We start from the raw sequence: 22,908 nt of genomic DNA, 5'->3' as shown, positions 1-22,908 counted from the left end.
AAATTGTTATATGGAAATGGTTCTTTAATTATTTCTTGTTTAAAGTATCAATGAGGTAATTGATCCCTGAAGTATCCGTATACCCAGGTTCCGGCTATAGCACTCAACAGGGTAACAGACACTGCGAGAGCTCCTGTTCCAATCTGAGCAAAGAGAGGTCCGGGACAGGCTCCTGTAATAGCCCAGCCAAAACCGAAAATTAATCCACCGTAAATCTGTCCTTTATTGAATTTTTTCGGAGCTAAGGTAATGGGTTCTCCATATATTGTTTTGATATTGAATTTCTTAATCAAAAACACTGAAATCATTCCCACCACCACGGCACTTCCGATGATTCCGTACATATGAAAAGACTGCAGGCGGAACATCTCCTGAATTCGGAACCAACTAATCACTTCAGCTTTTACGAAAATAATTCCGAATATAATTCCTGCTGCAAGGTATTTCAAATTATGATACCATTTATGCTGAAGACCGCCTTCGTTTACACAAGAAGTATCTTGAACGTCATGTTCTTTTTCTTTTATCATTTCTTTCATTCAGTTTAAAATTAGATTTATAGGGAAAGTATCATGGGCAGGATAATATTGGCCATTAGAAAACCTCCTATCATAAAACATACAGTTGCCACCAAAGATGGCCATTGAAAGTTAGAAAGTCCCATAATGGCATGCCCACTGGTACATCCACCTGCATATCGTGTTCCGAAACCCACCAAAAATCCGCCTACAACCATCATTATAAAGCCTCTCAGTGTAAAAACACTTTGAAAATTCATCAGCTGAACCGGAACAAGATTACTGTAATCTGTAATTCCATAGCCTGCCAATTCTGTTTTCAGATTAGGATTAACCATAATTTCAGTTGGATTGAGCATAAAGTTGGCGGCAATCATTCCACCGAAGAAAATTCCCAATACGAAAAATAGGTTCCATGTTTCTTTTTTCCAGTCATATTTAAAAAAATTGACATTAGCCGGTACACAGGCAGCGCAGATATGCCTTAGTGAAGAACTTATTCCAAAGGATTTATTTCCCATAATAAGTAAGGCGGGGACAGTTAACCCGATCAAAGGGCCTGCAATATACCATGGCCATGGTTCTTTTATCATCTCCAACATATATTCTTTTTTAATCTAATTTATTTTAAAATTTTAGTCTGACATACAAAATCACTTTTTTTAATCTGTGTAGAGGCAATGGCTTTAAAACCACCCTCAATTTCCGTGAAATTTCTGTACCCTCTTGCCTGAAGAATACTTGCAGCCATTGTGCTTCTGTAACCGCTTCCACAATGCATGTAAAAATGTTCTTCCGGATCTAAAGTATGAATCCACTCATTGATATAGGCTAAAGGCTTACTGTAGGCTTCATGAATGTGTTCCGCATTGTATTCACTTTCTCTTCTTATATCAATGATTTTTGCGTTTTTTCCTTTAATCTCCTTTTCAAATTGTCCGGCAGAAATACGAGGGACATGATCTATTTCTTTTCCACTTTTTTTCCATGCATCAAAGCCTCCATCCAAATATCCTAAAACCTGATCAAACCCTACTCTGCTTAATCTGGTTACTGTTTCTTCCTCATCTCCTGTTTCTGTCACCAGCAGAATAGGCTGATTCACATCTGCAATTAAAGCACCTACCCAAGGGGCAAAGTCACCATCCAATCCTATATTTACTGATTGCGGAATGAAATCCTGAACAAATGTACTGCTGTTTCTCACATCCAGAACTAAAGCTCCGGAAGCTTCTGCTATTTCCTCAAACTGTTCAGGAGCAAGAGGCTGCAATCCTTGTGACAAAACCTCATCAAAGCTGTGATAGCCTTTTTTGTTCATCATCACATTCATTCCAAAATAGGCCGGTGGTGGTAAAAGTCCATCTGTTACTTCTTTGATGAAGCTTTTTTTATTTTTTTGATTCAGGACATAATTGGTTTTCTTTTGATTTCCAAGAGTATCCATAGTTTCTTTCTGCATATTTTTCCCACAGGCAGAACCTGCTCCATGAGCGGGATACACCATAATATCATCTGCTAAGGGTAGAATTTTTTTGTATAGGCTTTCATATAGTAATCCTGCAAGCTCATCCTGTGTCATATCTGTGGCTTTCTGAGCAAGATCTGGACGTCCTACATCTCCCAAAAATAAGGTATCTCCACTGAACAGAGCTTTTTCTTTTCCATGTTCATCCATCAACAAATAGCAGGAACTTTCCAACGTATGTCCCGGTGTATGAAGAACCTTAATTTTAATTTTCCCCACTTCAAATATCTGATGATCTTCAGCGATGATAGCCTCAAAGTCAGGCTTCGCAGTCGGTCCATAGACAACTGGAGCGTTTGTTTTTTTGCTTAAATCAACGTGTCCACTTACAAAATCAGCATGAAAATGGGTTTCAAAAATATATTTTAATTGTACTCCGTCTTTTTTCAGCTTTTCTATGTAGGGTTTTGTTTCACGTAAGGGATCAATGATCGCAGCTTCTCCATTTGAAATAATATAGTAAGCACCCTGAGCCAAACAACCTGTATAAATCTGTTCTATTTTCATTTTTAAATATTTTGATTCTGTTATCTGATACAAATCTCCTGTTTTTCATTTTCAGCCACAGTTACTTTTGTTACATAACTGTTTTTAAATGATTAATATATGATAGATTTCCTTTGTAATAATGTAAATGCCCATTACCAAGATAAACCACCCGAATGCAGGCTTGAGCTTTTTACCATCTATTCTTTTTGATAGATGTATACCAATAACAATTCCTATTACAGCAATAAAAGTAATGGACATCAATAATTTCCAATCTATTACAGAATGATTTATAGAGGAAGCAAAGCCAATCAGCGAGTTTAGGGAAATAATCACCAGAGAAGTTCCTATGGCTGTTTTCATCGGAACTTTCAAAAGATTAACGAGAGCGGGAATAATCATAAATCCTCCGCCGGCTCCCACCAATCCTGTTACAATCCCAACAACAGTTCCCTCTCCTGCTGCTGACAAAGAATTTTTATCTGAATGATTTTCCGGTGAAACAGTAGAAGAATTGTTTCTGATCATTTTGTAGGAAGCAAGGATCATCAAACCTGCAAAAATCAGAAGCAAGAAAATATTTTTAGTGATAAGAAAACTCTTTATCTGAATGAGTTCATCAGGAATCAGGGGAAGCAAATAGGTTCTGGTAATAAAAATTGAAGTAATGGACGGTATTCCAAATATCAATGACATTTTAAGATCCACCAATCCTTTTTTTAAATACGAAAATGATCCTACCACACTACTTACTCCTACTATAAAAAGAGAATATTCCGTTGCCAGCAAAGCATCTATACCAAAGAGATAAACCAATACCGGAACGATGAGAATACTTCCGCCTCCACCAATTAATCCTAAAGAAATCCCTATTAAAACTGATGCTGTATACCCTATAATTTCCATTGTAATCTTTTCTTTCTGAGTACAAAAATGGAATTGTTTGGAGGGATATACAGCTACTTTTGTTACATAAGGGTGCTTTTAAACACAAATTGTTTCACGTTTAGATTGTTTAGAAACTTCAAAATGAACCACCCCGTCAAATCTTTGATTTGCCACCCCTCTAGCGGAGGGGAATATGGTCGTTTACAACTGATGGAGAGTTTCCAGAAGAATAATTTTGTTTCTTCCGAGCTTCACCTTTCCTTCGTCTTCAAGTTGTTTCAGGAGTCTGGAAACTACTACTCTGGCGGTTCCCAGTTCATTGGCAAGCTGCTCATGGGTAGTATTGATGGTATTTGTACCGGTAATTTCTGCCTTTTTATGAAGAAGATTCAGTAATCTTTCATCTACTTTCTTAAAGGCAATGGCATTGATGATATCCAGTAATTCTTCAAAACGTTTGTGATAAAGCCTGAAAATATAATCCAGCCATTCCGGATATTCCTTGATGAATAAAGAAACCTTATCTACGGGAAGAAAAAGAATCTCTGCGTCTTCTTCTATCTCTGCTTTTACAATACTTTTTTCATTGTGCATTCCGCCCAGAAAAGACATAATGCAACTTTCTCCTGCCTTGATGTAGTAGAGCAGGATTTCACGCCCGTCTTCTTCAGTTCTGATCACCTTCAACATTCCTTTCATTACGATAGGAATAGAGCGTATGGAAGCATTTTCGTCTAAAATAATATCTCCCTGATTGTAATTTTTAGTAATCCCGTTCTGGTATAATTTTTCAACCAATTCCGGTGATGATGAAAACTCTGAGGAAAGTATCGTGTCTTGCATCTTGTAAAATTCAATAGTTGCTAATTTACGCCAATTTCATCAACAAACAGCCATGCTTTTGAATCAGCACCAGGGTTTCCTGCCGGAATAATTCCAGCATTTTCTATTCTCAGCTTCATATATCTTGAGCTTTGCTGGCCAACATTCAATTTAATTTTCCCATTGGCATTTTCAATTTTCGCCTTTCCTATTTCCTTGATGAGTTTAAAGTTTTTATTGTCATCAGAGACGAAAATCTGGGCAGATTTTGCAAGGTGGATCCAGCTTCCTTTATTTTGCAATGTATTAAAATAAACCTCTGAAAAATCCGTCTTCTGTCCGAAATCTATTGTTGCCGCCACATCTTTTCCCATAAAGCCCAACCATGTTTTGCCCAGCTGCTTTGGGTTGCCAATAATTCCGTCTACAAGGGTAAAGGCGCCCCCAAAAGAATAATTTTCGCTTGGTAGCTGTTCAAGAGTAATATTTTTTCCTGTTGCTTTTGAAATGATAAATTGCTGTGAAGAGACAGCGCTTTTAAGCTTCCCATCTTCAAAATAAGCAGATTTTATAGTTAAAGAACCAGGTATTGAAACAGGACCCTGATACGTTTTAGAATGTATTGTGGGAGTAGTTCCATCCAGAGTATATCTTATTCCATTTGAATTTTGTGAGGTTGAAAGTTCATAGGCAATACCTTTATTGGCAGAAATTACCTTTCCTGAAATATTGTAAATGCTTTTGGCATAATTTACATTCATTTTGTCCAAAACCTTAAACTGGTGTATCACTCTGCTTTCAAATTCTTTATAATTCTTAGGATCCGAAGTTCCCCATCCTACTTCCGAAAGCGCCATCAATCTAGGAAAAATCATATACTGAACCTGCTTGAAATCCAGAATGTATTCTGTCCATAGATTGGCCTGAACCCCCAAAATATACTTTGCCTGCTCCGCATTCAATTCATCAGGAATCGGATTATAGGAATAAACTTTTTCCAGTGGTGTAAAACCTCCAAAAGCATTGGGTTCTGTCTGCGGATCTCCCTGATAATGGTCAAAATAACAATATGCTCCGGGCGTCATTACAGCAAAATGCTTTGACTTTGCGGCTTCAATACCTCCGTTTACTCCTGTCCAGCTCATAACCGCTGCATTAGGAGCCAATCCTCCCTCTAAAATTTCGTCCCAGCCAATAATCTTTCGACCTTTACTGTTGACATATTTTTCAATTCTTTGGATAAAATAACTTTGCAACCCATGTTCATCCTTCAAATTATTTTTTTTGATAAGTTCCTGGCAATGGGCGCATTCTTTCCATCGTGTTTTAGGGCATTCATCTCCGCCAATGTGAATATATTGTGATGGAAATAGCTGAATAACCTCATCCAAAACGTTTTCCAAAAACTTAAATGTTTCATCTTTAGGGCAAAATACATCGTCAAAAACGCCCCATTTTGTGGCTGCCTCAAAAGGTCCTTTGGTACATGCCAGCTCCGGATAAGCTGATAATGCAGCCAAGGCATGCCCAGGCATTTCAATTTCAGGAACAATCGTTATGTGTCTTTCCTGAGCATATTTCACTACATCTTTTATTTGCTCCTGAGTATAAAAGTATGGTCCATAAGGCTTTCCGTCAAAAGTATTATCAACGTAAGCACCAATCATGGATTCCTTACGTTTTGAACCGATTTGTGTTAACTTTGGATATTTTTTAATTTCAATTCTCCAGCCTTGATCATCTGTTAAATGCCAGTGAAAGGTATTCATTTTGTACATCGCCAGATAATCGATGTATTGCTTTACCTCATCAACGGTAAAAAAATGACGGCAAACGTCCAGATGCATTCCCCGCCAAGCAAACTTGGGTTGGTCCTCAATCTTCATGGCCGGAATTTTCTTTTCAGTCTGATAATTTTCAAATAACTGAATCAGGGTTTGAATCGCCAGAAAATATCCTTGCTGAGTATAGGATTGAATGAGAATTCGTTTGGGTAAAATCTCTATACTATAAGATTCTTCCTTTCCTGCAGAGGCTTTTGGCCACTGAGAATAAACCAATTGGGCATCTGATTTTTTAGAGTCTTTCAATGTTATCATAGAACCCATACGCTTTCTGAAATAATCTGTTTCTTTTTTAGGCAAATCATTGCTCATATTCAACACTTCGGAAAGAATAAAACTCCCCTCTTTTATCTCAACATTTTGAGGATAAGGGATCAGGTTCAATTTATTTTGTGAAAAAACAAGACTTGAAGTCATTATAAAAAATGCTAAAAAAATACGAGTCATTGGATTGGGTTAACGGTATAGCTAATATACTTATTTTCTAAAACTTTTGAATAATTAAATGGTCGAGAAGTTTATTTTAAAACTTATAATTGTAGGAATGTTTCCATTTAAAACTCAGTAAACACTAATATTATAAGTAACTACAAATCAAAATTTTGAATTAAAAAAAAGATAATTATTTAAATTTATAAAATTTTATGGTTTATTTTTTGATAGCATACGTCACTTAAAAGATTAAACATCTAAATTTGTAAAAAAATACAATGAGAAAAAGCATTTTTATAGCAGCAGGATTATTATTTTCAATATCTACTCAGGCTCAGCTTCTTGATATCATCAAGTCTACGGTTAAGGATAAAACAGGTATTGACCTTAATACGCCGCCAGCTACTAAAGGTTCCACAACAACGAGTACGAATACGAATACAACAACTGCTACACCTATTAAAAGTTCTACGGCCAACCTTGGAAATCTTACATCAACCCAAATCTCTTCGGGATTAAAGGAAGCCTTGAGTATTGGGGTAACGGATGGAGTGAAAAAACTGGCTTTAAATGACGGTTTTCTAAAAAATGAAGCGGTAAAAATCTTAATGCCTGAAAAACTGAGAAAGGTTGATACTACGCTACGTTCCCTTGGTATGGGAAGCCTTGCAGATGAAGGAGTAAAGTTGCTTAACAGAGCTGCTGAGGATGCAGTAACGGAAGCGGCTCCTATTTTCACCAATGCGATCACCTCTATGACCATTACAGATGCTAAGAATATCTTATTGGGAACGGATAATGCTGCTACCAACTATTTAAAAGGCAAAACACAAAGTCAGTTATTTACAGCTTTCCAGCCCAAAGTAAAAGCTTCACTAGGAAAAGTAGGTGCAGATACTGTTTGGAAAAACCTTATTTCAAAATATAATACATTTACAGGACAATCTGTAACAACAGACCTTAATGAGTATGTTACCACTGAAACCATCAATGGGGTTTTCAAAATGGTAGCTGATAAGGAAAGCGGAATCAGAAATACTCCGGCTATGAGAACTACCAGCATATTGCAGAAGGTTTTCGGGGCACAGGATAATAAATAAGAATTAGAAGTTAGATATTTGAGGTTACAAATTAGATTGATAATAACCGCTGTATCTTAATGGATAAAATAAAAGACTGCTTCATAACTGAGACAGTCTTTATTTTTTGTGTTTCGGCTTCCTCTGTCATGTAAAGGAATACATATCCCCACAAAAAACAATCTTGTACAATAAAAAAACCTCGCTGTGGGCAAGGTTTTGTATTTTACTTATAGCTGCATTTCAGGAACTTCGCCATCAATGATCAGATCTGCTTCTGTAGCTTTGATAATGTCTTCTACTGAAACACCCGGTGCTCTTTCCACCAGTTTGAATCCGTTCGGGGTGATGTCCAATACGGCTAATTCCGTAACCACTCTTTTTACACAATTTACTCCTGTTAAGGGCAGTGTACATTTTTTAAGAATCTTGCTCTCTCCTGCTTTGTTTACGTGCATCATTGCTACGATAATATTTTCTGCAGAAGCCACCAAATCCATTGCTCCTCCCATTCCTTTTACCATTTTTCCCGGAATTTTCCAGTTGGCAATATCTCCGTTCTCTGAAACTTCCATCGCTCCAAGAATGGTAAGGTCAACTTTTTGTCCGCGAATCATTCCGAAACTAAAAGCTGAATCGAAGAATGAACCACCCGGCAAAATAGTGATGGTTTGTTTTCCGGCATTGATGATGTCTGCATCTTCTTCACCTTCAAAAGGGAAAGGCCCCATTCCCAGCACTCCATTTTCACTTTGAAATTCTACGGAAATATTTTCTGAAACGTAGTTGGCAACCAGAGTTGGAATTCCTATTCCCAGGTTTACGTAATAACCATCCTTAACTTCTTTGGAAATACGTCTTGCGATATCTTCTTTTGATAACATTCTTCTTATTTTTTTCTGGTTGTACGTTGTTCTATTCTTTTTTCAAATTTCTCACCCTGGAAAATTCTCTGGATCATGATTCCCGGAATATGGATCTGGTTGGGGTCTAATTCTCCCGGTTCTACCAATTCTTCTACTTCAGCAATCGTAATTTTCGCTGCTCCAGCCATTGGGTGATTGAAGTTTCTTGCGGATCCTTTGAAAATAAGGTTTCCGGCGTGATCTCCTTTCCATGCTTTTACAATAGAATAATCTGCTTCATAGGCATGTTCCAGAATATGAGGTTTTCCGTGAAATTCTTTCACTTCTTTTCCTTCTGCTATCTCAGTTCCATAGCCTGCAGGGGTATAAAAAGCAGGAATTCCGGCCTGCGCTGCTCTGCATTTTTCTGCCAAGGTTCCTTGTGGAGTTAGTTCAACATCAAGCTCTCCTGAAAGCATTTGTCTTTCAAATTCAGCATTTTCTCCTACATAAGACGAAATCATTTTTTTTATCTGTCTTTTGTGAAGAAGTAATCCTAATCCGAAATCATCTACTCCAGCGTTGTTTGAGATGCATGTTAAATCTTTCACATCACTTTCTACCAAAGCATTAATTGAATTTTCAGGGATTCCACAAAGTCCAAACCCGCCCAGCATCAGTGTCATTCCATCTTTAATTCCCTCGATGGCCTCCTTTGCATTTTTTACTCTTTTATCTATCATGAAATATTAGATTTTTCTGTTGGCTAAATTTAATAAATTTTATCGTATATCCGATGCTCAGAAATAATCCGGGGGTTTATGGTTTCCTGAATGGTATTTTCAGATTCTTTAAAACGATTGTAATCAGATTTTTACACGCAAAAGTGAACAAATCGGTTCATTTTATTTATATTTCTCGTCAAATTGATTTATATTTGGGGTTTTAAATCAAAAAGCACCACATATTTTATTGTCTTCGGACTTATGATATTTAAACACAATTTCAATGTAAAATTATTTCAGACAGATTTATCTCGTCTCTTCAACAGCTTTTACCCTCTTACTTTCAGTAGTACACGAAAGCGAATTAACCTTAAACAAAAAATCAAACCTTAATAAAAACATGAAAAAACTATTTACATCCGCGTTACTTGCGCTGGTACTCAGCATCAACGTATATGCTCAGGAAAAAATTTATTTCGATGAGAATTGGGAAAAAACGACAAAGGAGAACATGGAATATTACCGTGAAACTTCTGCAAAGGGTAAGCTTACCTTAATCAAGGATTTTTACAAAAACGGAACTCTTCAAATGGAAGGCCTGGCTTCTGATACTACTCCAAGCAATGAGGTTTTCGATGGAAAAGTAACATGGTATACTCCCGAAGGAAAGGTAATGAGCATGGTAACTTATTCTAACGGGAAACAGGTGGGACCTTCTCAATCTTATGATGATAAAGGTAGATTGCTGGAAGATATGGTCTATAAGGCAGATGGTACTTTCTCCGGAAAAATCTTCAGTTATAAGGATCCGGAAAGTGAATATTATTATAACAGCCTTACTGTATACGAGAATTCTACACCTTCCCAGACAATTATCTATGATGAAGACATCAAGGGAATCAGGACTGAGACCATTATGGGCAAGGATGGCAGCTATGAGAATAAATATTATGGCGAAAAGGGTAAATACCTGGGGAATTCAACTTCTGAATCCGGTGAAAATTCATTTGCAGATTATTACTACAATCCAATGAGGCTTTCCAAATTCGAAAAATATAAAAGTGACGGCAGTATAAAGGAAAGCGTTATCTATTCTAAAAGCGGGAAGATTCTGCAGGAACAAAAAAGAAATAAAAAAGACGGTTATAAAACAACCTATGATGAGTCTGGAAAAAAAATAGGAAATCTTATTTATCAATATGATAAAGAAAATGATAACTACAAACCTATGGATGGTGAGGATTATCAGCTAAGCTATGATTACAGCAACATTTCATCCATTGATGTTTACAAAAACGGTTCTGTGATATTGAATAAAGTGTTTGACGAAAACGGAAAGCTTTCAACAGAAAAAATATCAAAGGATGATGTTACCCAAGAAATTAAATATTATGCTCCGGACGGAAAACTGAAATCAATATTAACCTATCAGGATGAGATGCCTTACAACGGTACAGCATATGAAGGATTGAGCGAAATTCAATATAAGGACGGTGTTTTAGTAAGCACAAAAACATATTCTGAAGAAAATAAGCTGAAATCTGAGAAGAAATTAAACTCCAAGAAGACAGCTTATGATGCTACAATTTATGATAATAAAGGCAACATTTTATTCACGTATAACCAACCCATGAATGAAGAGGAAGGCCTTGCCTCTGGATATGACTATAATTTCACAGCACAGATTGTACAATATATAAAGGGAAAACCAGCCAATAAAGCGTCTGTAAAAGAGGGAGTTCTTCAAAGTGGAAAAATCAAGATAAGAATGATCAGTGGAGTAAAGGAACTTGAACGCAGCGGAAAATGGATCTTATTAAAAGCGTACAATCCGGAAGGAAAACTTGTTCAGGACACTAAGATTCTGGCTGATACCGGTGATGATTATTTATCCGGAGAAAATCAGACTTTTATTCAGGAAGATTATTTATCTGCGGATTTTGAATAACATTTAAATCATTTTACGATAATGAAGGCAGCCTCAGTTTTTGAGGCTGCTTTTTTTATGCGAAATCTCTTCATCCTTGGTTATTATAAAGAGGGTAAAATTTGGAATCAATTGACATTGATTTCATGAAGAGATTTTTATAGCTCGCAGATTTCACGGATAAGGCTGATGTTTGTGGAAAATCTGCAGAATCTGTGGGAAAACTTAAAACTACAGTATATAAAAAGAGGTCATCATTGCTGAAGACCTCCTTATTTTTATGATTGATATTACTTTATTACTGAATGATCAGCTTTAAAGTAAATAGTTTTCTTGCGTGAACTTTTACAAAATAAACTCCTTTTGGAAGGTTTTCATTCACTAAAGAGAAACGCTGGTTATGAATATTCTTTGATTCATACAGTAATTCTCCTGCTGCTGATACCAATTCAATTTTCTCGATTGGATAATCACTCTTAATAAAGGTTGGTTCCCCTGGTTTTGTAGGATTTGGATACAGAATTACATTTTTCTCTGTACTTTTTACCTCATCTACTCCTAAAGTCCCTGAACTTACCTGAAACTGTACTCTGTTTGAAACTTCTGTATAAGAATCGTTGGTAAACATCACCATATAATAATTTCCTGGTGTGGTTGGTACGCCGTTTACATTTCCTGTAATTGTTTTGTTCCCCTGTGTCACTCCATCAAAATAAGTATAAGAAACAAAGTTATCATCCGGTGTCTGGATATTCTGAGGATAAATTCCTAACCAGTCCTTAATAATCCCTGGAGAATCCGTCCATGAAGCGGTGATATTTTCTCCTAATGAATACACAGGTTTGTTGATCCATAATTCAGTAACAATATCTCCTACTTTAAAGAATACCTTTTCTCCGATTCCGTTATAGCCATCTTCCAGTAAGTACTGAGCATAATAATATCCTTTTGGAAGCCCTGTAAAATTAAGCGTTCCAGATGCAGTGGTTACATAACTCCATTTTATGGAATTTGTAGTTCCCGGAGTCTGTCCCATTTTATAAATTCCGATCCAGTCTTTCTGTAAACTTGGAGCATTCGCAAAATTAATAGTTACGGTTCCGCCTACCGGATAAGTATCTGCCGTGGCCTGTAATTGTACTTTCGGGCCTACATAGAAGCTTTTTCTTGATGCAATGTCCGTATATCCATTATTCGCAAAGAATCCTGCAAAATATTGACCTTTATTTGGCAAACCATTATTGAAAGCTGCTGTTCCTGCTGTTTGTCCATTGGTGTAAACATAGGTTTGTGCAGTTGTAGCTCCTCCCGGCGTCTGTCCTTTTTTATAAATTCCTACCCAGTCCTGCTGGTTTCCTGGTCCTCCGGTAAAGGTAGCTACTATAGGTTCATTTTGGGCATATTCAGTTTTATCTAAAGTAAATGTTGGGTTTGAAACAACACTTCCCGTAATCTCAAACTGCTTCACATCACTCCAGTCACTCCATTCAAGATTTCTGTCTCTGTAACGGGTTTTCACGTAATAAATACCATTCGGAATAGAATTGGCAGCCAGCATTACCTTTGTAATATCTACCCCTTCATTTAAGTTTTTAGCCTTATCAGGATTTCCGTTTCCATCTTTCCCAAACCAGTTTTCAAAATCACGATACACTTCTTTTTCAACTACAGAAAAATCAGAAGCCTTACTTATTAAGAATTGAGTAGTGTTTAGCAGTTCCCCGTTTGAAGATGAAAATGCACTTCCATTCAATGTCAAAGGCAATGTAATTGGACCGGTAAAAGCATTGGTAATGGATGGTTTTGCCGGCTTAGGCTGGTTTTTATATCGGTGGAAAGAATCCACCAGCTCATTATTTTTCTTGGTATAAATCCCACCAATCGAATAACATTCTATGTCTACTTTTCCTGTCGGGATATCTACTTCAACAATTTGATATGTCCAGTCTGTTAATGTTTTCTGAACATCATCAAAATCCTGCTCATTAGACATTCCCCAATACTGATCCCAAGCCGTTCCTCCGGAAATAATCTGGTAATTTGGGGTGTTTTTCAGCTGTCCTCTGTGATATAAGTGATGGTGAGCCCCTACGTGCATCAGGTATTTATCAGAAGTTACCAAAAGTGGTACGGCATTGTTTCTTACCCAAGTGGAAATATCTCCCACATACTGCTCTGCCTGATAAGGCCTGTGGCTTAAAGAAATAATCCAGTCTACAGTAGAATCACCATTGGCTGCTGTTAAAACCTGCTGTAACCATGTTTGTTGTGCTGATCCTGTGTGCTCTGAGCTTAAGCTTATAAATAATACATTACCTGCCTGCTGAGCATAATAATTTTCATTTCCTGAGCTGATGTTCTTATATTTTATTTCATCTATATAGAAGTGAGCATAATAGGAATTCATCCCCAAAGTTCCATAGGTTTCATGGTTTCCTACTGTTGTCTGAATAGGCAAATAAGGAGATAGTTTCACGTTCTTTTTGAAGTGAACGTTCTCATAATGATCCAGTGTTCCTACATCTACCTGGTCTCCTACCATAAATGTAAGAGCAATATTATCGGATGGATCTGAATTGGCACCAAATTTTTGCTTCAACTTTTTGAAGGCATTTAAGGTAAGGCTGTCATATCTTGGTTCTGCCTTAATCTGATTATCTCCCATAATTAGAAACCTGATTTTGCCGTCATTTGTTACAGCCTGCCCAGGTAATGGAAGTGTTCTGAAATTGTAGACTGCAGACTCATTGGCTCCGGTCTTTATTTTATAATAATACTTGGTATTAGGCTGCAGGTTTGTAATTTTTGCAGTGTGATAATAGTAGTTATTATTATATCCAGTATCTGAAAAGATATTGGTAGTACCTGTTACGGTAACGTTCAGGTTGGATGGTGAGTTTCCATAGATCACAGTTGTTTCGTTATCGGAAGCGGTCTTCCAATTGACGATCATGGAATTCGGAGTGGGGTTTTGCAGATATGGGAACAAAACCTGTCCGAATGCCATTTGTGCTACGAAACAAAAAAAGAAGAAATAGTGTTTCATAATAGTTTAGTTTTAGAATGACATATTGATTTTTAGTTTGTAAATCAGGAATTTAAAATCTGTATCTCAGATTTTTATTTCGGGCAAAAGTAGATTTCCCATGTAAACTGTGGCTGATGGTACTTTAAAGAAACTGTTAATTTTTAAGCAAAATCAAAATGAAAAAATTATAGTTTTTGCTACATTAATTATTTGGTGTATTTAAAAACTATTTTGTACATTTGCAACCTGTTATTCAACCTCTGACGATAAACGTGTAAGTTGCTTAGCTTTAACATTTTATTTTATAATAATGGATTTATTAAAGTACGTTCAAGAAAAGTACATTGCGAAAAAAGAATTCCCTGAATTCAAAGCAGGTGATACAATTACTGTGTATTACGAAATTAAAGAAGGACAAAAGACAAGAACTCAGTTCTTCAAAGGAACAGTTATCCAATTAAGAGGTACTGGTTCTACAAAAACTTTCACAATCAGAAAAATGAGTGGTGATGTAGGTGTAGAAAGAGTATTCCCTATCAACATGCCGGCACTTCAAAAAATCGAGGTTGACAGAAGAGGTAGAGTTAGAAGAGCTAGAATCTATTACTTCAGAGATCTTAGAGGTAAAAAAGCGAGAATTAAAGACGCTGCTTACAAGAAGAAATAATTCAGACAACAATACATACAAAAAGAGGCTGTTTACGTGTAAACAGCCTCTTTTCTTTTTTATATTCCTATTATTCTTTATATGGAATTCCTTTTCCTGTTTCCAGAAATAGTTTCAGGCTATTGATAAATTGCACCCACCCATTAGAGCATATATCATAGCACTCAATAAACGGATGCAAACCAATATGGGTAAGCTTCAGCAGAGTCAAATTTTCTTTCTCCTCTATTTCCCAAATCACGGTTGTACCAATCCATTCTGTTTGATTCTTCAATTCAGGAATAGCAATCAATGAATCTTCAATATACCAGATAATCTTTGAATTGCCTTCGATCTCTTTTACTTGTATCGTTTTATGAATATGATCTCCAAACCGCACAGTAAATACTTCACCGGCTTTGCCAGATGATCCCTTAAACATTTCCGTCCACCACAAAGGAATTTTATGAGTCAGAGCATCATATACCTCATCTGGCCTGGCTTTTATCTCGATTGTATTGCTGTAATTGTTCATAAAATCTATTGTTACTTGGTAATACAATTTTATGTAAATTATTTTTCAGGTATCCTTCCATAAGGCAAGAAATTGTTTAAGAGCATATTAACCCTATAACCTATAAGTTTCTACTCGTTCTTCATTAGATATTGTAATGGTGTAGATCCTGTATGCTTTTTGAAGAACTCTATAAATGCACTATCTGAAGAGAAGTCCAAAATATGGGAAACCTCTCCTATTGAGTTACCCTCCACCAAAAGTTCTATGGACCTCTGAAGACGCCATTGCTGCCTCCATTCCTGATAAGACAATCCGGTTTCCTTTTTAAAAATACGGGTAATTGTTTTTTCTACCGCACCAGTTTCCTCCGCCAGTTTTTTCAACATAGGTGGTATAGACAACCGCTTTGTCCATTCTTCTGTCACATTCTTAAAACGTCTGTCCTGAGGCATTTTTAGTTCTAGTTTTTCTTCGGGTGCGTCATCCATTTCATTCCAGAATACTTTTAGAATATTCTCCTGATTATTACCAAGGGCAGCCCAATCCCAGAAGCAGATTCTTTCAATAATTTCTTTCAACAATGGGTTTACATGTAAAACCTTAAGGCTGGAATTGATATGTTTTTCTGCATATTCTTCATCAAAATAAATGGATCTGTACGCTACTATATTTCGAAAATTCACACGATGAACCTCATGAGCCGGAATCCAAAGCATTCTGAACGGAGGCAGCACAAACTGTTTATCTGATGTGGTAACCGTCATACATCCTGATGGTGCATACAGCAACTGGGCCTTGCTCGTATGGAAATGAAATCCGGAATCATGCATGACCATATCGGCAGCAATTCCAATTACTTTTTCTTGAATAGAATCTGCATCAAATTCTTCATTTTGCAGGAGTATGGCCATGTCCTATTTTTGATGTTTTTTGTTTTTATATCATTATAAATATAAGTTGAAATTTTCAAAACTTTGCAGAAAAAAATGAAAAAGACAAACCCTCTTTGGTTACTGACCTTGCTGGTAATGCTTCCTCAGTTTGTAGAAACCATCTACAGTCCTGTTTTACCAATGGTTCAGGAAAAATTTGGAGTGAATGAAAAATCTACTACTTTAACTATCAGCTTATATTTTATAGCTTTCGCTCTGGGAGTTGCATTTTGGGGAGTACAATGTGACAGGATCGGAAGAAAAAAATCCTTGGAGTACGGATTGATCACCTACGGAATAGGAACTTTTGCAGCTGTTTTTGCCCCTAGCTTCATCATTCTGCTTACTGCAAGAATATTTTCAGCCTTTGGAATTGCGGTAGGTTCAATCGTTACCCAAACCATCCTACGAGACACTTATGACAAGGACCACATCAGTAAAGTATTTTCCAGGATAGGAATCGGTTTATCCATCAGCCCAATTATCGGGATGACCACCGGTTCGGTACTTGCAACTTCTATAGGACATCAGGGTGTTTTTATCACTTTATATCTGCTGGCTGTGTTATTTTATATTCTTTCAAGAAAAAGGATTTCCGAAACCAATCATTCAGGAAAAGAAATAAATATCCGTACTCTCTTCCATCTATTAAAAAGAATGCTTGGTGATCGGGAGATTATTAAATGCTGTCTGCTTATTATGAGCTTTAATGTTCTGTTATTTTCTTATTATTCATTGGCTCCATTTATTTTTAAGGAGCACCAGTATTCATCCTATATTTTTGGATACAGCAGTATCATATTGGCTGCAGGTACTTTTACAGGAGCAAAACTTAACAGATTTCTGTTATTAAAAAACATTTTACCTAAAATTTTAGTTAACGGAAGTACATTGGGAGCATTTGCAGCTTCTGTTTTTGTCTGGTTGTTAATAGATTATGGAATCTATTTTTTAATTCCTTACTTTTTTATTGTTATGGCATTCAGTATGGCCATTCCTAATATTTTAAGCACTGCACTAATCCATTATAAAAATGAAACGGGAAGCGCTGGGGCTTTACTGGGGCTTATTTATTATGTATTAATTGGTCTTGGACTGGTAAGTAGTGGATGGATTCAAAATCTGGGGATATCATGTATGATCTTTTCCGGCATTGGTGTTTTGGCTCTATTCATTCAACTGAAAAGGAAAGCCGTTTAACTATAAACGGTCTTTTCTTTTAAATAATAGGTCGATATAATATTTAAGAACAAACAAGCCTATTCCTAATGGGATCATTGAAAAGCAAAGAATCATAAACGGCCAAAACCATAAATGCCAAAATCCACCACGAATGGCTTTTGACGGATTATCCTTGTCAAAATATACGATTACTTCATTGGACCATGCCCTATTGCTGGAACTGTAATCCGCATAAAGTTCATGAGACTGATTGGATGTATCATAGTATCTGATTATGGGAGAGTACATTTTGGTATATCCGCCATCGTCGTCCTTTGACCAACTTTCTTCGTAGCCGGTAATGTTCCCTCCTGTTTTGATGCCATTGGAGACCAGCTCTATATGTCTGGAAAATTTACTGTAGCTGTAATATACTCCACCGCCCCCCATTCCCAGAAGTAAAAGCATGAATATAATGGAGAAAAAAACCACCCAAAAACTATCTCCTTTCTGTTTCTTATTGAATTTCATATCTGTATTTTAATGATCAATATATATTTATTTATTCTGAGAAATTAATTGCTTTTCCCTGATCATCACCATTAAAAAAGATAGGTTAACCGCCAGTAAAGCTGCCGGCACAAAGGATTCCTCGGTCTTTCCCGAAAAATAGATCCGTACGGCATATAAAATGATAAATATGGGTATTGAGATTTTAAAACTATTCATAATGAGACTCAATCTATTAGCCACATTGGACCTCATATCTTTTGCTTCATGCTTTAACTGATAATAAAGAAATATGGCCAATAGCACGCAGGGTATTAATATTTCAATATTCTTTATCATTACTTCATTAAGCCCTATTACCAGCTTAAAAAAGTCTCCAAAAGGAGATTTTAAGATCAGGACAATAAAAAGAGATCCTAAAATAAGAATTGCTATCAGCATAGATAAGAATGCTTTACGTTTATTCACTCCCTGGCTTTGCATATCTTCTAGATATTTTGAATACATCACCTTCAGTCCTGCAATTTTTTCATTTTTACTATTCTTAATCTTATTGTACAATAGGTACAAGAATAACACTTCTGCCTGAAAGAAGTTGATTACAATGACTTTCTCAAACTCAAAAAAGGTTTCCCTATTCAAGGAAAACCATAGATCTATATAGGAGTTTATGAAAACATATACGATGGCATAAATCTGAAAAAACAGCAAGAAGTTTCTTCCTAAAAAACTTAAAATGCCCTGTAATCTACTTGTCAAAGTTTATGTATTTAAATGCTGTAATTTGTATTGAAAAATTATCTAGAATATCTTATCTAAATAATGTTAAATCACCTTTGTTATTCCTGTAGAAAATGGCACTTTCTATAAAGTGTAATCCCTCTTCTTGGGAGTTCTTGTCTTCCAATATTAATCCTGGGGCATTATTCAATTTTGCTAAATACACTAATCTGTTATTAAAGCAGAACTTTAAAATATATTCTTCTTTTGAAACTAAAGTTAAATCATAGTCTTTATATGAAAAAAGAGCTTTATTTGAATAATATTGTTTTTTCTTCTCATCTAAATAATGAGCTGTCATAAAATCATTAAATCGAAGTGTAGTAAACTCATTATATTTTTTTAAATCATCATTCTTAATATAGCTGGCCAGTAGATCGTATTGTTTATATACCTCAGAAAACAGAAGATCCTCATCCTCTCTGGAGAAATCATATTTTATATCGCTTATGTTCAGGTTGTAAGGAAACGTTGCATCAAAATTTAAAATATTCTCAAAGAATGATTTATTTTCCAGAGATTCATCGAGTGTATAGGAGTTTATAACCTGTTTTTTCAAATAGAAATCGTTTGCTTCCTTTACATAGATATTTACTTCAATTGTAGTGTCTTTATGAAAGTTTTTATTATTAAAAAGTGGGGTAATTCTAAATTTAACATCTTGCTCTCCTGAAGAAAACATCAGGTTATTGATGGGAATATCGGTTGCAATTTGAGATTCATTAAAATAAGAAAAGCAAGGAATACCATTAACTTCAATTTCAATTGAACATAAATATGCTTTTACTTCAACTTTATACATAGGTTGCTGGATCATTCTTATTTTGTTTTTTGGTTATATTCTCCTTTTAGTTCCTTGAATTTTTCTTTATAAAAACTTTTATCATTACTTGATGGCTGAGTTTTTAATTCCTTTAAATAAATTTCTGAATGATTACTTCTCAATTGGGTTAAGTTTAAAAATTCACTGTAAAAGACTTTATCAAAAAAGTGAGGCAGTTCATTCTTATTTACTACAATTATGGCAATACTCTTATTAACTTTCTCGTATTTTATTCCTAGTATATTTTCTTTTGACTCCCATTCATTCATTAAGATATTTGAATCATGGTTTTTTAATTCAATCTGAGAATAATCTTTGTCATTTGATATATTTTTAATTAAGGCTTTATATATTTCATCTGCATTATTTTTAGCTCTTTCTTCAAAATATCCTTTAAATCCTATTATTTTTTCTTTATTAAAATATACATCCATGTAATCCAATTTATTACTGATCTTAAAAGGCTGCCATTTTTCCTGGATTTGATTTTCTTGCAACACCACCCGATTGTGCAAATCATCAACATAATCACGATATCTTAGAGGATTGATCTGCTTATCCTTAACCATATTTTGGTAAGGTTCAGCCAAAATACTTAAATTGACTTTATCCGATTTAGATTGACAAGAAACCATCATTAGGCTTAGATTAAGAAGAATAAGAATTATATACTTCATTTTACTTTTCATCTTTTTTATTATTTAAATATTCTATACTTTCAGGGCAGATTTTATCCTCCTTCATTACTTCAAATGTTTCATCAATTTTTGGTATAACTGAGAGTTTATTTCTACTAAATACATTTTCGATAATAACTACTTTAACATTTAGTCCTTTAAAAACATAACTATTCTTTTTATAAGGACCCGTATTATCTGTCCCTAATTCTTCTGTAATTTCAATCCCAGAATTTATAGAAATTTCAGCTTCAAATTTCTCTTTCTTTTCACCTGTAGGTAAGATAATTACATTTTCTTCGTTACTTTTTATTCCCCCTTTTACACCAAAAGGAATACTTAAAATAGCTTTCTTGTTGGACTTTTTATTATCAATACCATTTATTGAGTTATATACTATTGTAAACTCACCATTTAATTCAATATTTACATAAGCAATTAAATAAATATCTGTTTCGGTAACCCATTCAATAGCTTTTCTAATAAATTTGGTTATATCTCCAATCCCATAAACCTTTATACTATCTGTGATAACAAACAGATCCACTTCAAAGTTTATTCCAATAAGGGGTGCCAATTTAAAGGCTCCATTAAGCATTGTTACGGCTCTATGGTTGTTTTCCTTTTCTACAACACTACCCATATTCCACTTAAAAGCTAGTACTATATTGGGAGAGACAAGTTTAAAACTAAAATACTCCTTAAAGCCTCCTGTGCTGGCATTTGCAGAATTATCACTATTGAATTTATCCAAAAACTCTTTAAGATCGGCAAGCTTTTTTATGATATTTTCAATCTTCTCAAATCCAAGTTTATGAACATTTCCGTTAATCTTTGCGGAAATATCTGTGGAAAAACTAAAGCCTTTATATTCACTTTTAGTTTTAAATTTATCCGAGAATCTCAGCCCTTGCCCCGCAGGATAATTGGTTAGATCCTCTTTTTTCCCAAAACTCAAGGTGTGCGTTTCGTTGGTAGAAATAATGAATGACACTTCCCATTCAATATCCGGCCAAACATTTATTTTGACTAATTGATTTGGATATCTACAGGTAGATACGGGTAAAAAATAAGTTTGAGCAGTATCATCGGTGAACCAAAAATACCTGAAGATCCATAATAGATTTACACCGGCATTTACATTTTTATTGTCAGGATTTTGAAGACTTTCAAAAGCAGTCTTATTATACATATATCTCAGCATCAGGGTGATCTTCTCATTACTATCTATCTTGTAATCAACACCTTCTCTCCACTGCTGGGCCACTCCTGCGTTATATGAGCTGTTTGTTTTTACAACATCTGTGTCATTCTCATTTTCTTTAGTAGTAGCAACTCCTGCATTTTTCTGTTGTTCCTGATGGGTGGCATCTGTACGTCTTACATGGTCATTTCCATTCTTTAAAGCGGCATACACCTTATCAACCTGAAAAACATTCTTTTTCTCAGAATGCTTCTGCCCCTGATCCAACAATAATCCCTGACAAAAAGTATCCTGAGTGGTAAGCTGGTCCAGGGTAATGGAAATATTCTTTCGGGTATCTCCGGTTATAATAGCAAAGCTTTGTTTGGTCTTATCTATTGCCCCTACAGCTGCTGTTTCATCAAATATGACAAATGATTCCCTATCCTTATCATCCTCATCTTTTATGGTAATCTTTGAATACCCACATGGATCAAATTCTCTCTGGCTATATTCAATATCTCCGATATATTGGATCATATTGTTTTTATCCTGTTCAATGCGTTTAAGGTAGTCACCCATTAGTTCTTTAGAAACTATAAACCTGCTGGAAATAGATTTTTTATTATCTATATCTTTTAAGCCCAGTATTTCAGGATCATATTCTACGAGATCAGTTGTTGGATCATCTGCATAATTTTTATAATTAACCCTTTCTTCTTTATTATTAGTTCCATAAATCATTCCCGGTTCTACCCAAAACTTATAAACTTCCAGTACAACCGTAAAATTTTTATCTGATTTTTGATCTTTTTTCCATTCTATATCTATTGGAAAATTAAGATTGATGTAAGAATTCCAGTTATCTCCACTTGCACCGTTTTCTATATTATATACTCTGGGTTCTTTCCAAAGGTTATTATCTTCAAAATCATCCGTTTCTTTAAGGCCTTTTGCAATATCTTCTTCTAATAAATATAATTTTGCTTTGTATTTATTCTTCTTATCCAGATTATAGGCATGCAGCATAATCTGCAATGAAACATTTTCTCCATAGTGTTTTACCTCCTCACTTTTTGTAAAATAAGCAAAGGATATCTGAGGCTTATCCACCGGAATAATATAAAAATAAAAACCCGTTCCCGGACTTTCAGTAAAAAGCTCAACCCTTTGTTTATATCCATAATAATAGCTATAGCTTTCAGGTTTAAAAATAAGTTTGCTCCCTTGTTTGTATTTGGTACCCAGACCATATTTAGCTACATTATCTGTACCTCCACTAAGAGGCCCCCATAAGTTTTCAGAGATATCTTCCTGTTTTGCTTTTTCTAGTTTCTGAAAGAAAAATTCATAAATAAAAGCCCATCTGGCCTTACTAACTGTTTCCTTAGGGTTCTTGGTTTTTCCGCCAACACATCTTTCATCAACACTAAACTCGTTACTATTATTTGTATATAATATAAAGGTTCCTCCCTTAGACACAGAGAATAACTTGTCATTTTCTTTCCAGTAACAACCTTGTAACCCAACTTTATTTTCAATATTTTCTGCCAT

The 22,908-nt window shown here is 35.3% G+C and carries 20 protein-coding genes; 4 read left to right on the top strand and 16 right to left on the bottom strand.

Going from position 1 to position 22,908, the window contains the following annotated elements:
- Positions 1-47: 47 nt before the first annotated feature.
- The 6 genes from EG359_RS21655 to EG359_RS21630 all read right to left on the bottom strand — a co-directional run bounded on the left by EG359_RS21655 (position 48) and on the right by EG359_RS21630 (position 6,536).
- On the bottom strand, positions 48-530 hold the full coding sequence (locus EG359_RS21655; RefSeq protein WP_174567022.1) for a DUF6691 family protein: 483 nt from the start codon (positions 528-530) through the stop codon (positions 48-50).
- A 26-nt stretch (positions 531-556) separates the two neighbouring features.
- Positions 557-1,120, bottom strand: a complete 564-nt coding sequence (locus tag EG359_RS21650; RefSeq protein WP_076353939.1) for a YeeE/YedE family protein — start codon at positions 1,118-1,120, stop codon at positions 557-559.
- Between the two features lie 20 nt (positions 1,121-1,140).
- Positions 1,141-2,553, bottom strand: a complete 1,413-nt coding sequence (locus EG359_RS21645; protein WP_076353937.1) for an MBL fold metallo-hydrolase — start codon at positions 2,551-2,553, stop codon at positions 1,141-1,143.
- Positions 2,554-2,637: 84 nt separating this feature from the next.
- Entirely contained in the window at positions 2,638-3,441 is an 804-nt protein-coding gene (locus EG359_RS21640) for a sulfite exporter TauE/SafE family protein (RefSeq protein ID WP_076353935.1), read from the bottom strand.
- Positions 3,442-3,624: 183 nt separating this feature from the next.
- Positions 3,625-4,266, bottom strand: coding sequence for a Crp/Fnr family transcriptional regulator (locus tag EG359_RS21635; RefSeq protein WP_076353933.1), 642 nt, complete (start codon positions 4,264-4,266; stop codon positions 3,625-3,627).
- Between the two features lie 20 nt (positions 4,267-4,286).
- Complete coding sequence (locus EG359_RS21630) at positions 4,287-6,536, bottom strand: beta-N-acetylhexosaminidase (protein ID WP_076353931.1); 2,250 nt, start codon at positions 6,534-6,536, stop codon at positions 4,287-4,289.
- Positions 6,537-6,799: 263 nt separating this feature from the next.
- On the opposite strand from EG359_RS21630, the gene EG359_RS21625 reads away from it, so the two are divergent.
- A complete protein-coding gene (locus tag EG359_RS21625; RefSeq protein ID WP_076353929.1) occupies positions 6,800-7,621 on the top strand; it encodes a DUF4197 domain-containing protein in 822 nt (273 codons plus the stop codon).
- A 209-nt stretch (positions 7,622-7,830) separates the two neighbouring features.
- On the opposite strand, the gene EG359_RS21620 is transcribed toward EG359_RS21625, so the two are convergent.
- Both EG359_RS21620 and EG359_RS21615 read right to left on the bottom strand, forming a co-directional pair.
- Complete coding sequence (locus EG359_RS21620; RefSeq protein WP_076353927.1) at positions 7,831-8,484, bottom strand: CoA transferase subunit B; 654 nt, start codon at positions 8,482-8,484, stop codon at positions 7,831-7,833.
- A gap of 5 nt (positions 8,485-8,489) precedes the next feature.
- On the bottom strand, positions 8,490-9,188 hold the full coding sequence (locus tag EG359_RS21615; protein ID WP_076353925.1) for a CoA transferase subunit A: 699 nt from the start codon (positions 9,186-9,188) through the stop codon (positions 8,490-8,492).
- 382 nt (positions 9,189-9,570) lie between these two features.
- Here EG359_RS21615 and EG359_RS21610 point away from each other — a divergent pair, with 382 nt between their 5' ends.
- On the top strand, positions 9,571-11,118 hold the full coding sequence (locus EG359_RS21610; RefSeq protein ID WP_076353923.1) for a toxin-antitoxin system YwqK family antitoxin: 1,548 nt from the start codon (positions 9,571-9,573) through the stop codon (positions 11,116-11,118).
- A 277-nt stretch (positions 11,119-11,395) separates the two neighbouring features.
- Here EG359_RS21610 and EG359_RS21605 read toward each other — a convergent pair whose 3' ends face one another.
- Complete coding sequence (locus EG359_RS21605; RefSeq protein ID WP_076353921.1) at positions 11,396-14,143, bottom strand: fibronectin type III domain-containing protein; 2,748 nt, start codon at positions 14,141-14,143, stop codon at positions 11,396-11,398.
- Between the two features lie 292 nt (positions 14,144-14,435).
- Between EG359_RS21605 and rplS the strand changes: the two genes are divergently transcribed.
- Positions 14,436-14,792: a 50S ribosomal protein L19 gene (gene rplS / locus EG359_RS21600; RefSeq protein WP_065393784.1), complete on the top strand. Its 357-nt coding sequence runs from the start codon at positions 14,436-14,438 to the stop codon at positions 14,790-14,792.
- Between the two features lie 70 nt (positions 14,793-14,862).
- On the opposite strand, the gene EG359_RS21595 is transcribed toward rplS, so the two are convergent.
- Together EG359_RS21595 and EG359_RS21590 are read right to left on the bottom strand one after the other, a co-directional pair.
- Entirely contained in the window at positions 14,863-15,306 is a 444-nt protein-coding gene (locus EG359_RS21595) for an SRPBCC family protein (protein ID WP_076353919.1), read from the bottom strand.
- A gap of 110 nt (positions 15,307-15,416) precedes the next feature.
- The gene (locus EG359_RS21590; RefSeq protein ID WP_076353917.1) at positions 15,417-16,199 is read right to left on the bottom strand and encodes an AraC family transcriptional regulator; all 783 of its coding nucleotides are present in this window, start codon (positions 16,197-16,199) and stop codon (positions 15,417-15,419) included.
- A gap of 75 nt (positions 16,200-16,274) precedes the next feature.
- Between EG359_RS21590 and EG359_RS21585 the strand changes: the two genes are divergently transcribed.
- Positions 16,275-17,420 carry an MFS transporter gene (locus tag EG359_RS21585; RefSeq protein WP_076353915.1) on the top strand — a complete coding sequence of 382 codons (1,146 nt, stop codon included), beginning with the start codon at positions 16,275-16,277 and terminating at the stop codon, positions 17,418-17,420.
- Here EG359_RS21585 and EG359_RS21580 read toward each other — a convergent pair whose 3' ends face one another.
- Genes EG359_RS21580 through EG359_RS21560 form a run of 5 tightly spaced genes read right to left on the bottom strand, consistent with a single transcriptional unit; the run spans position 17,421 to position 22,908 of the window.
- Entirely contained in the window at positions 17,421-17,912 is a 492-nt protein-coding gene (locus EG359_RS21580; RefSeq protein ID WP_076353913.1) for a DUF3592 domain-containing protein, read from the bottom strand. It abuts the gene before it with no gap.
- A 27-nt stretch (positions 17,913-17,939) separates the two neighbouring features.
- Complete coding sequence (locus tag EG359_RS21575) at positions 17,940-18,650, bottom strand: hypothetical protein (RefSeq protein WP_076353911.1); 711 nt, start codon at positions 18,648-18,650, stop codon at positions 17,940-17,942.
- A gap of 52 nt (positions 18,651-18,702) precedes the next feature.
- Entirely contained in the window at positions 18,703-19,488 is a 786-nt protein-coding gene (locus EG359_RS21570; RefSeq protein ID WP_076353909.1) for a hypothetical protein, read from the bottom strand.
- A 2-nt stretch (positions 19,489-19,490) separates the two neighbouring features.
- Positions 19,491-20,171, bottom strand: a complete 681-nt coding sequence (locus EG359_RS21565; protein ID WP_123867483.1) for a hypothetical protein — start codon at positions 20,169-20,171, stop codon at positions 19,491-19,493.
- Between the two features lies 1 nt (position 20,172).
- Positions 20,173-22,908 carry a hypothetical protein gene (locus EG359_RS21560; RefSeq protein ID WP_076353905.1) on the bottom strand — a complete coding sequence of 912 codons (2,736 nt, stop codon included), beginning with the start codon at positions 22,906-22,908 and terminating at the stop codon, positions 20,173-20,175.

It is taken from the genome of Chryseobacterium joostei (assembly GCF_003815775.1).
GTDB lineage: Bacteria > Bacteroidota > Bacteroidia > Flavobacteriales > Weeksellaceae > Chryseobacterium > Chryseobacterium joostei.
Note: the sequence above shows the minus strand (reverse complement) of the source record. Positions and strands in the feature narration are given on the sequence as shown.

Excerpts from the sequence above, each read along its gene's own strand:
- EG359_RS21655 (WP_174567022.1), bottom strand. The coding sequence starts at position 530 with ATGATAAAAGAAAAAGAACATGACGTTCAAGATACTTCTTGTGTAAAC.
- EG359_RS21650 (WP_076353939.1), bottom strand. The coding sequence starts at position 1,120 with ATGTTGGAGATGATAAAAGAACCATGGCCATGGTATATTGCAGGCCCT.
- EG359_RS21645 (WP_076353937.1), bottom strand. The coding sequence starts at position 2,553 with ATGAAAATAGAACAGATTTATACAGGTTGTTTGGCTCAGGGTGCTTAC.
- EG359_RS21640 (WP_076353935.1), bottom strand. The coding sequence starts at position 3,441 with ATGGAAATTATAGGGTATACAGCATCAGTTTTAATAGGGATTTCTTTA.
- EG359_RS21635 (WP_076353933.1), bottom strand. The coding sequence starts at position 4,266 with ATGCAAGACACGATACTTTCCTCAGAGTTTTCATCATCACCGGAATTG.
- EG359_RS21630 (WP_076353931.1), bottom strand. The coding sequence starts at position 6,536 with ATGACTCGTATTTTTTTAGCATTTTTTATAATGACTTCAAGTCTTGTT.
- EG359_RS21625 (WP_076353929.1), top strand. The coding sequence starts at position 6,800 with ATGAGAAAAAGCATTTTTATAGCAGCAGGATTATTATTTTCAATATCT.
- EG359_RS21620 (WP_076353927.1), bottom strand. The coding sequence starts at position 8,484 with ATGTTATCAAAAGAAGATATCGCAAGACGTATTTCCAAAGAAGTTAAG.
- EG359_RS21615 (WP_076353925.1), bottom strand. The coding sequence starts at position 9,188 with ATGATAGATAAAAGAGTAAAAAATGCAAAGGAGGCCATCGAGGGAATT.
- EG359_RS21610 (WP_076353923.1), top strand. The coding sequence starts at position 9,571 with ATGAAAAAACTATTTACATCCGCGTTACTTGCGCTGGTACTCAGCATC.
- EG359_RS21605 (WP_076353921.1), bottom strand. The coding sequence starts at position 14,143 with ATGAAACACTATTTCTTCTTTTTTTGTTTCGTAGCACAAATGGCATTC.
- rplS (WP_065393784.1), top strand. The coding sequence starts at position 14,436 with ATGGATTTATTAAAGTACGTTCAAGAAAAGTACATTGCGAAAAAAGAA.
- EG359_RS21595 (WP_076353919.1), bottom strand. The coding sequence starts at position 15,306 with ATGAACAATTACAGCAATACAATCGAGATAAAAGCCAGGCCAGATGAG.
- EG359_RS21590 (WP_076353917.1), bottom strand. The coding sequence starts at position 16,199 with ATGGCCATACTCCTGCAAAATGAAGAATTTGATGCAGATTCTATTCAA.
- EG359_RS21585 (WP_076353915.1), top strand. The coding sequence starts at position 16,275 with ATGAAAAAGACAAACCCTCTTTGGTTACTGACCTTGCTGGTAATGCTT.
- EG359_RS21580 (WP_076353913.1), bottom strand. The coding sequence starts at position 17,912 with ATGAAATTCAATAAGAAACAGAAAGGAGATAGTTTTTGGGTGGTTTTT.
- EG359_RS21570 (WP_076353909.1), bottom strand. The coding sequence starts at position 19,488 with ATGATCCAGCAACCTATGTATAAAGTTGAAGTAAAAGCATATTTATGT.
- EG359_RS21565 (WP_123867483.1), bottom strand. The coding sequence starts at position 20,171 with ATGAAGTATATAATTCTTATTCTTCTTAATCTAAGCCTAATGATGGTT.
- EG359_RS21560 (WP_076353905.1), bottom strand. The coding sequence starts at position 22,908 with ATGGCAGAAAATATTGAAAATAAAGTTGGGTTACAAGGTTGTTACTGG.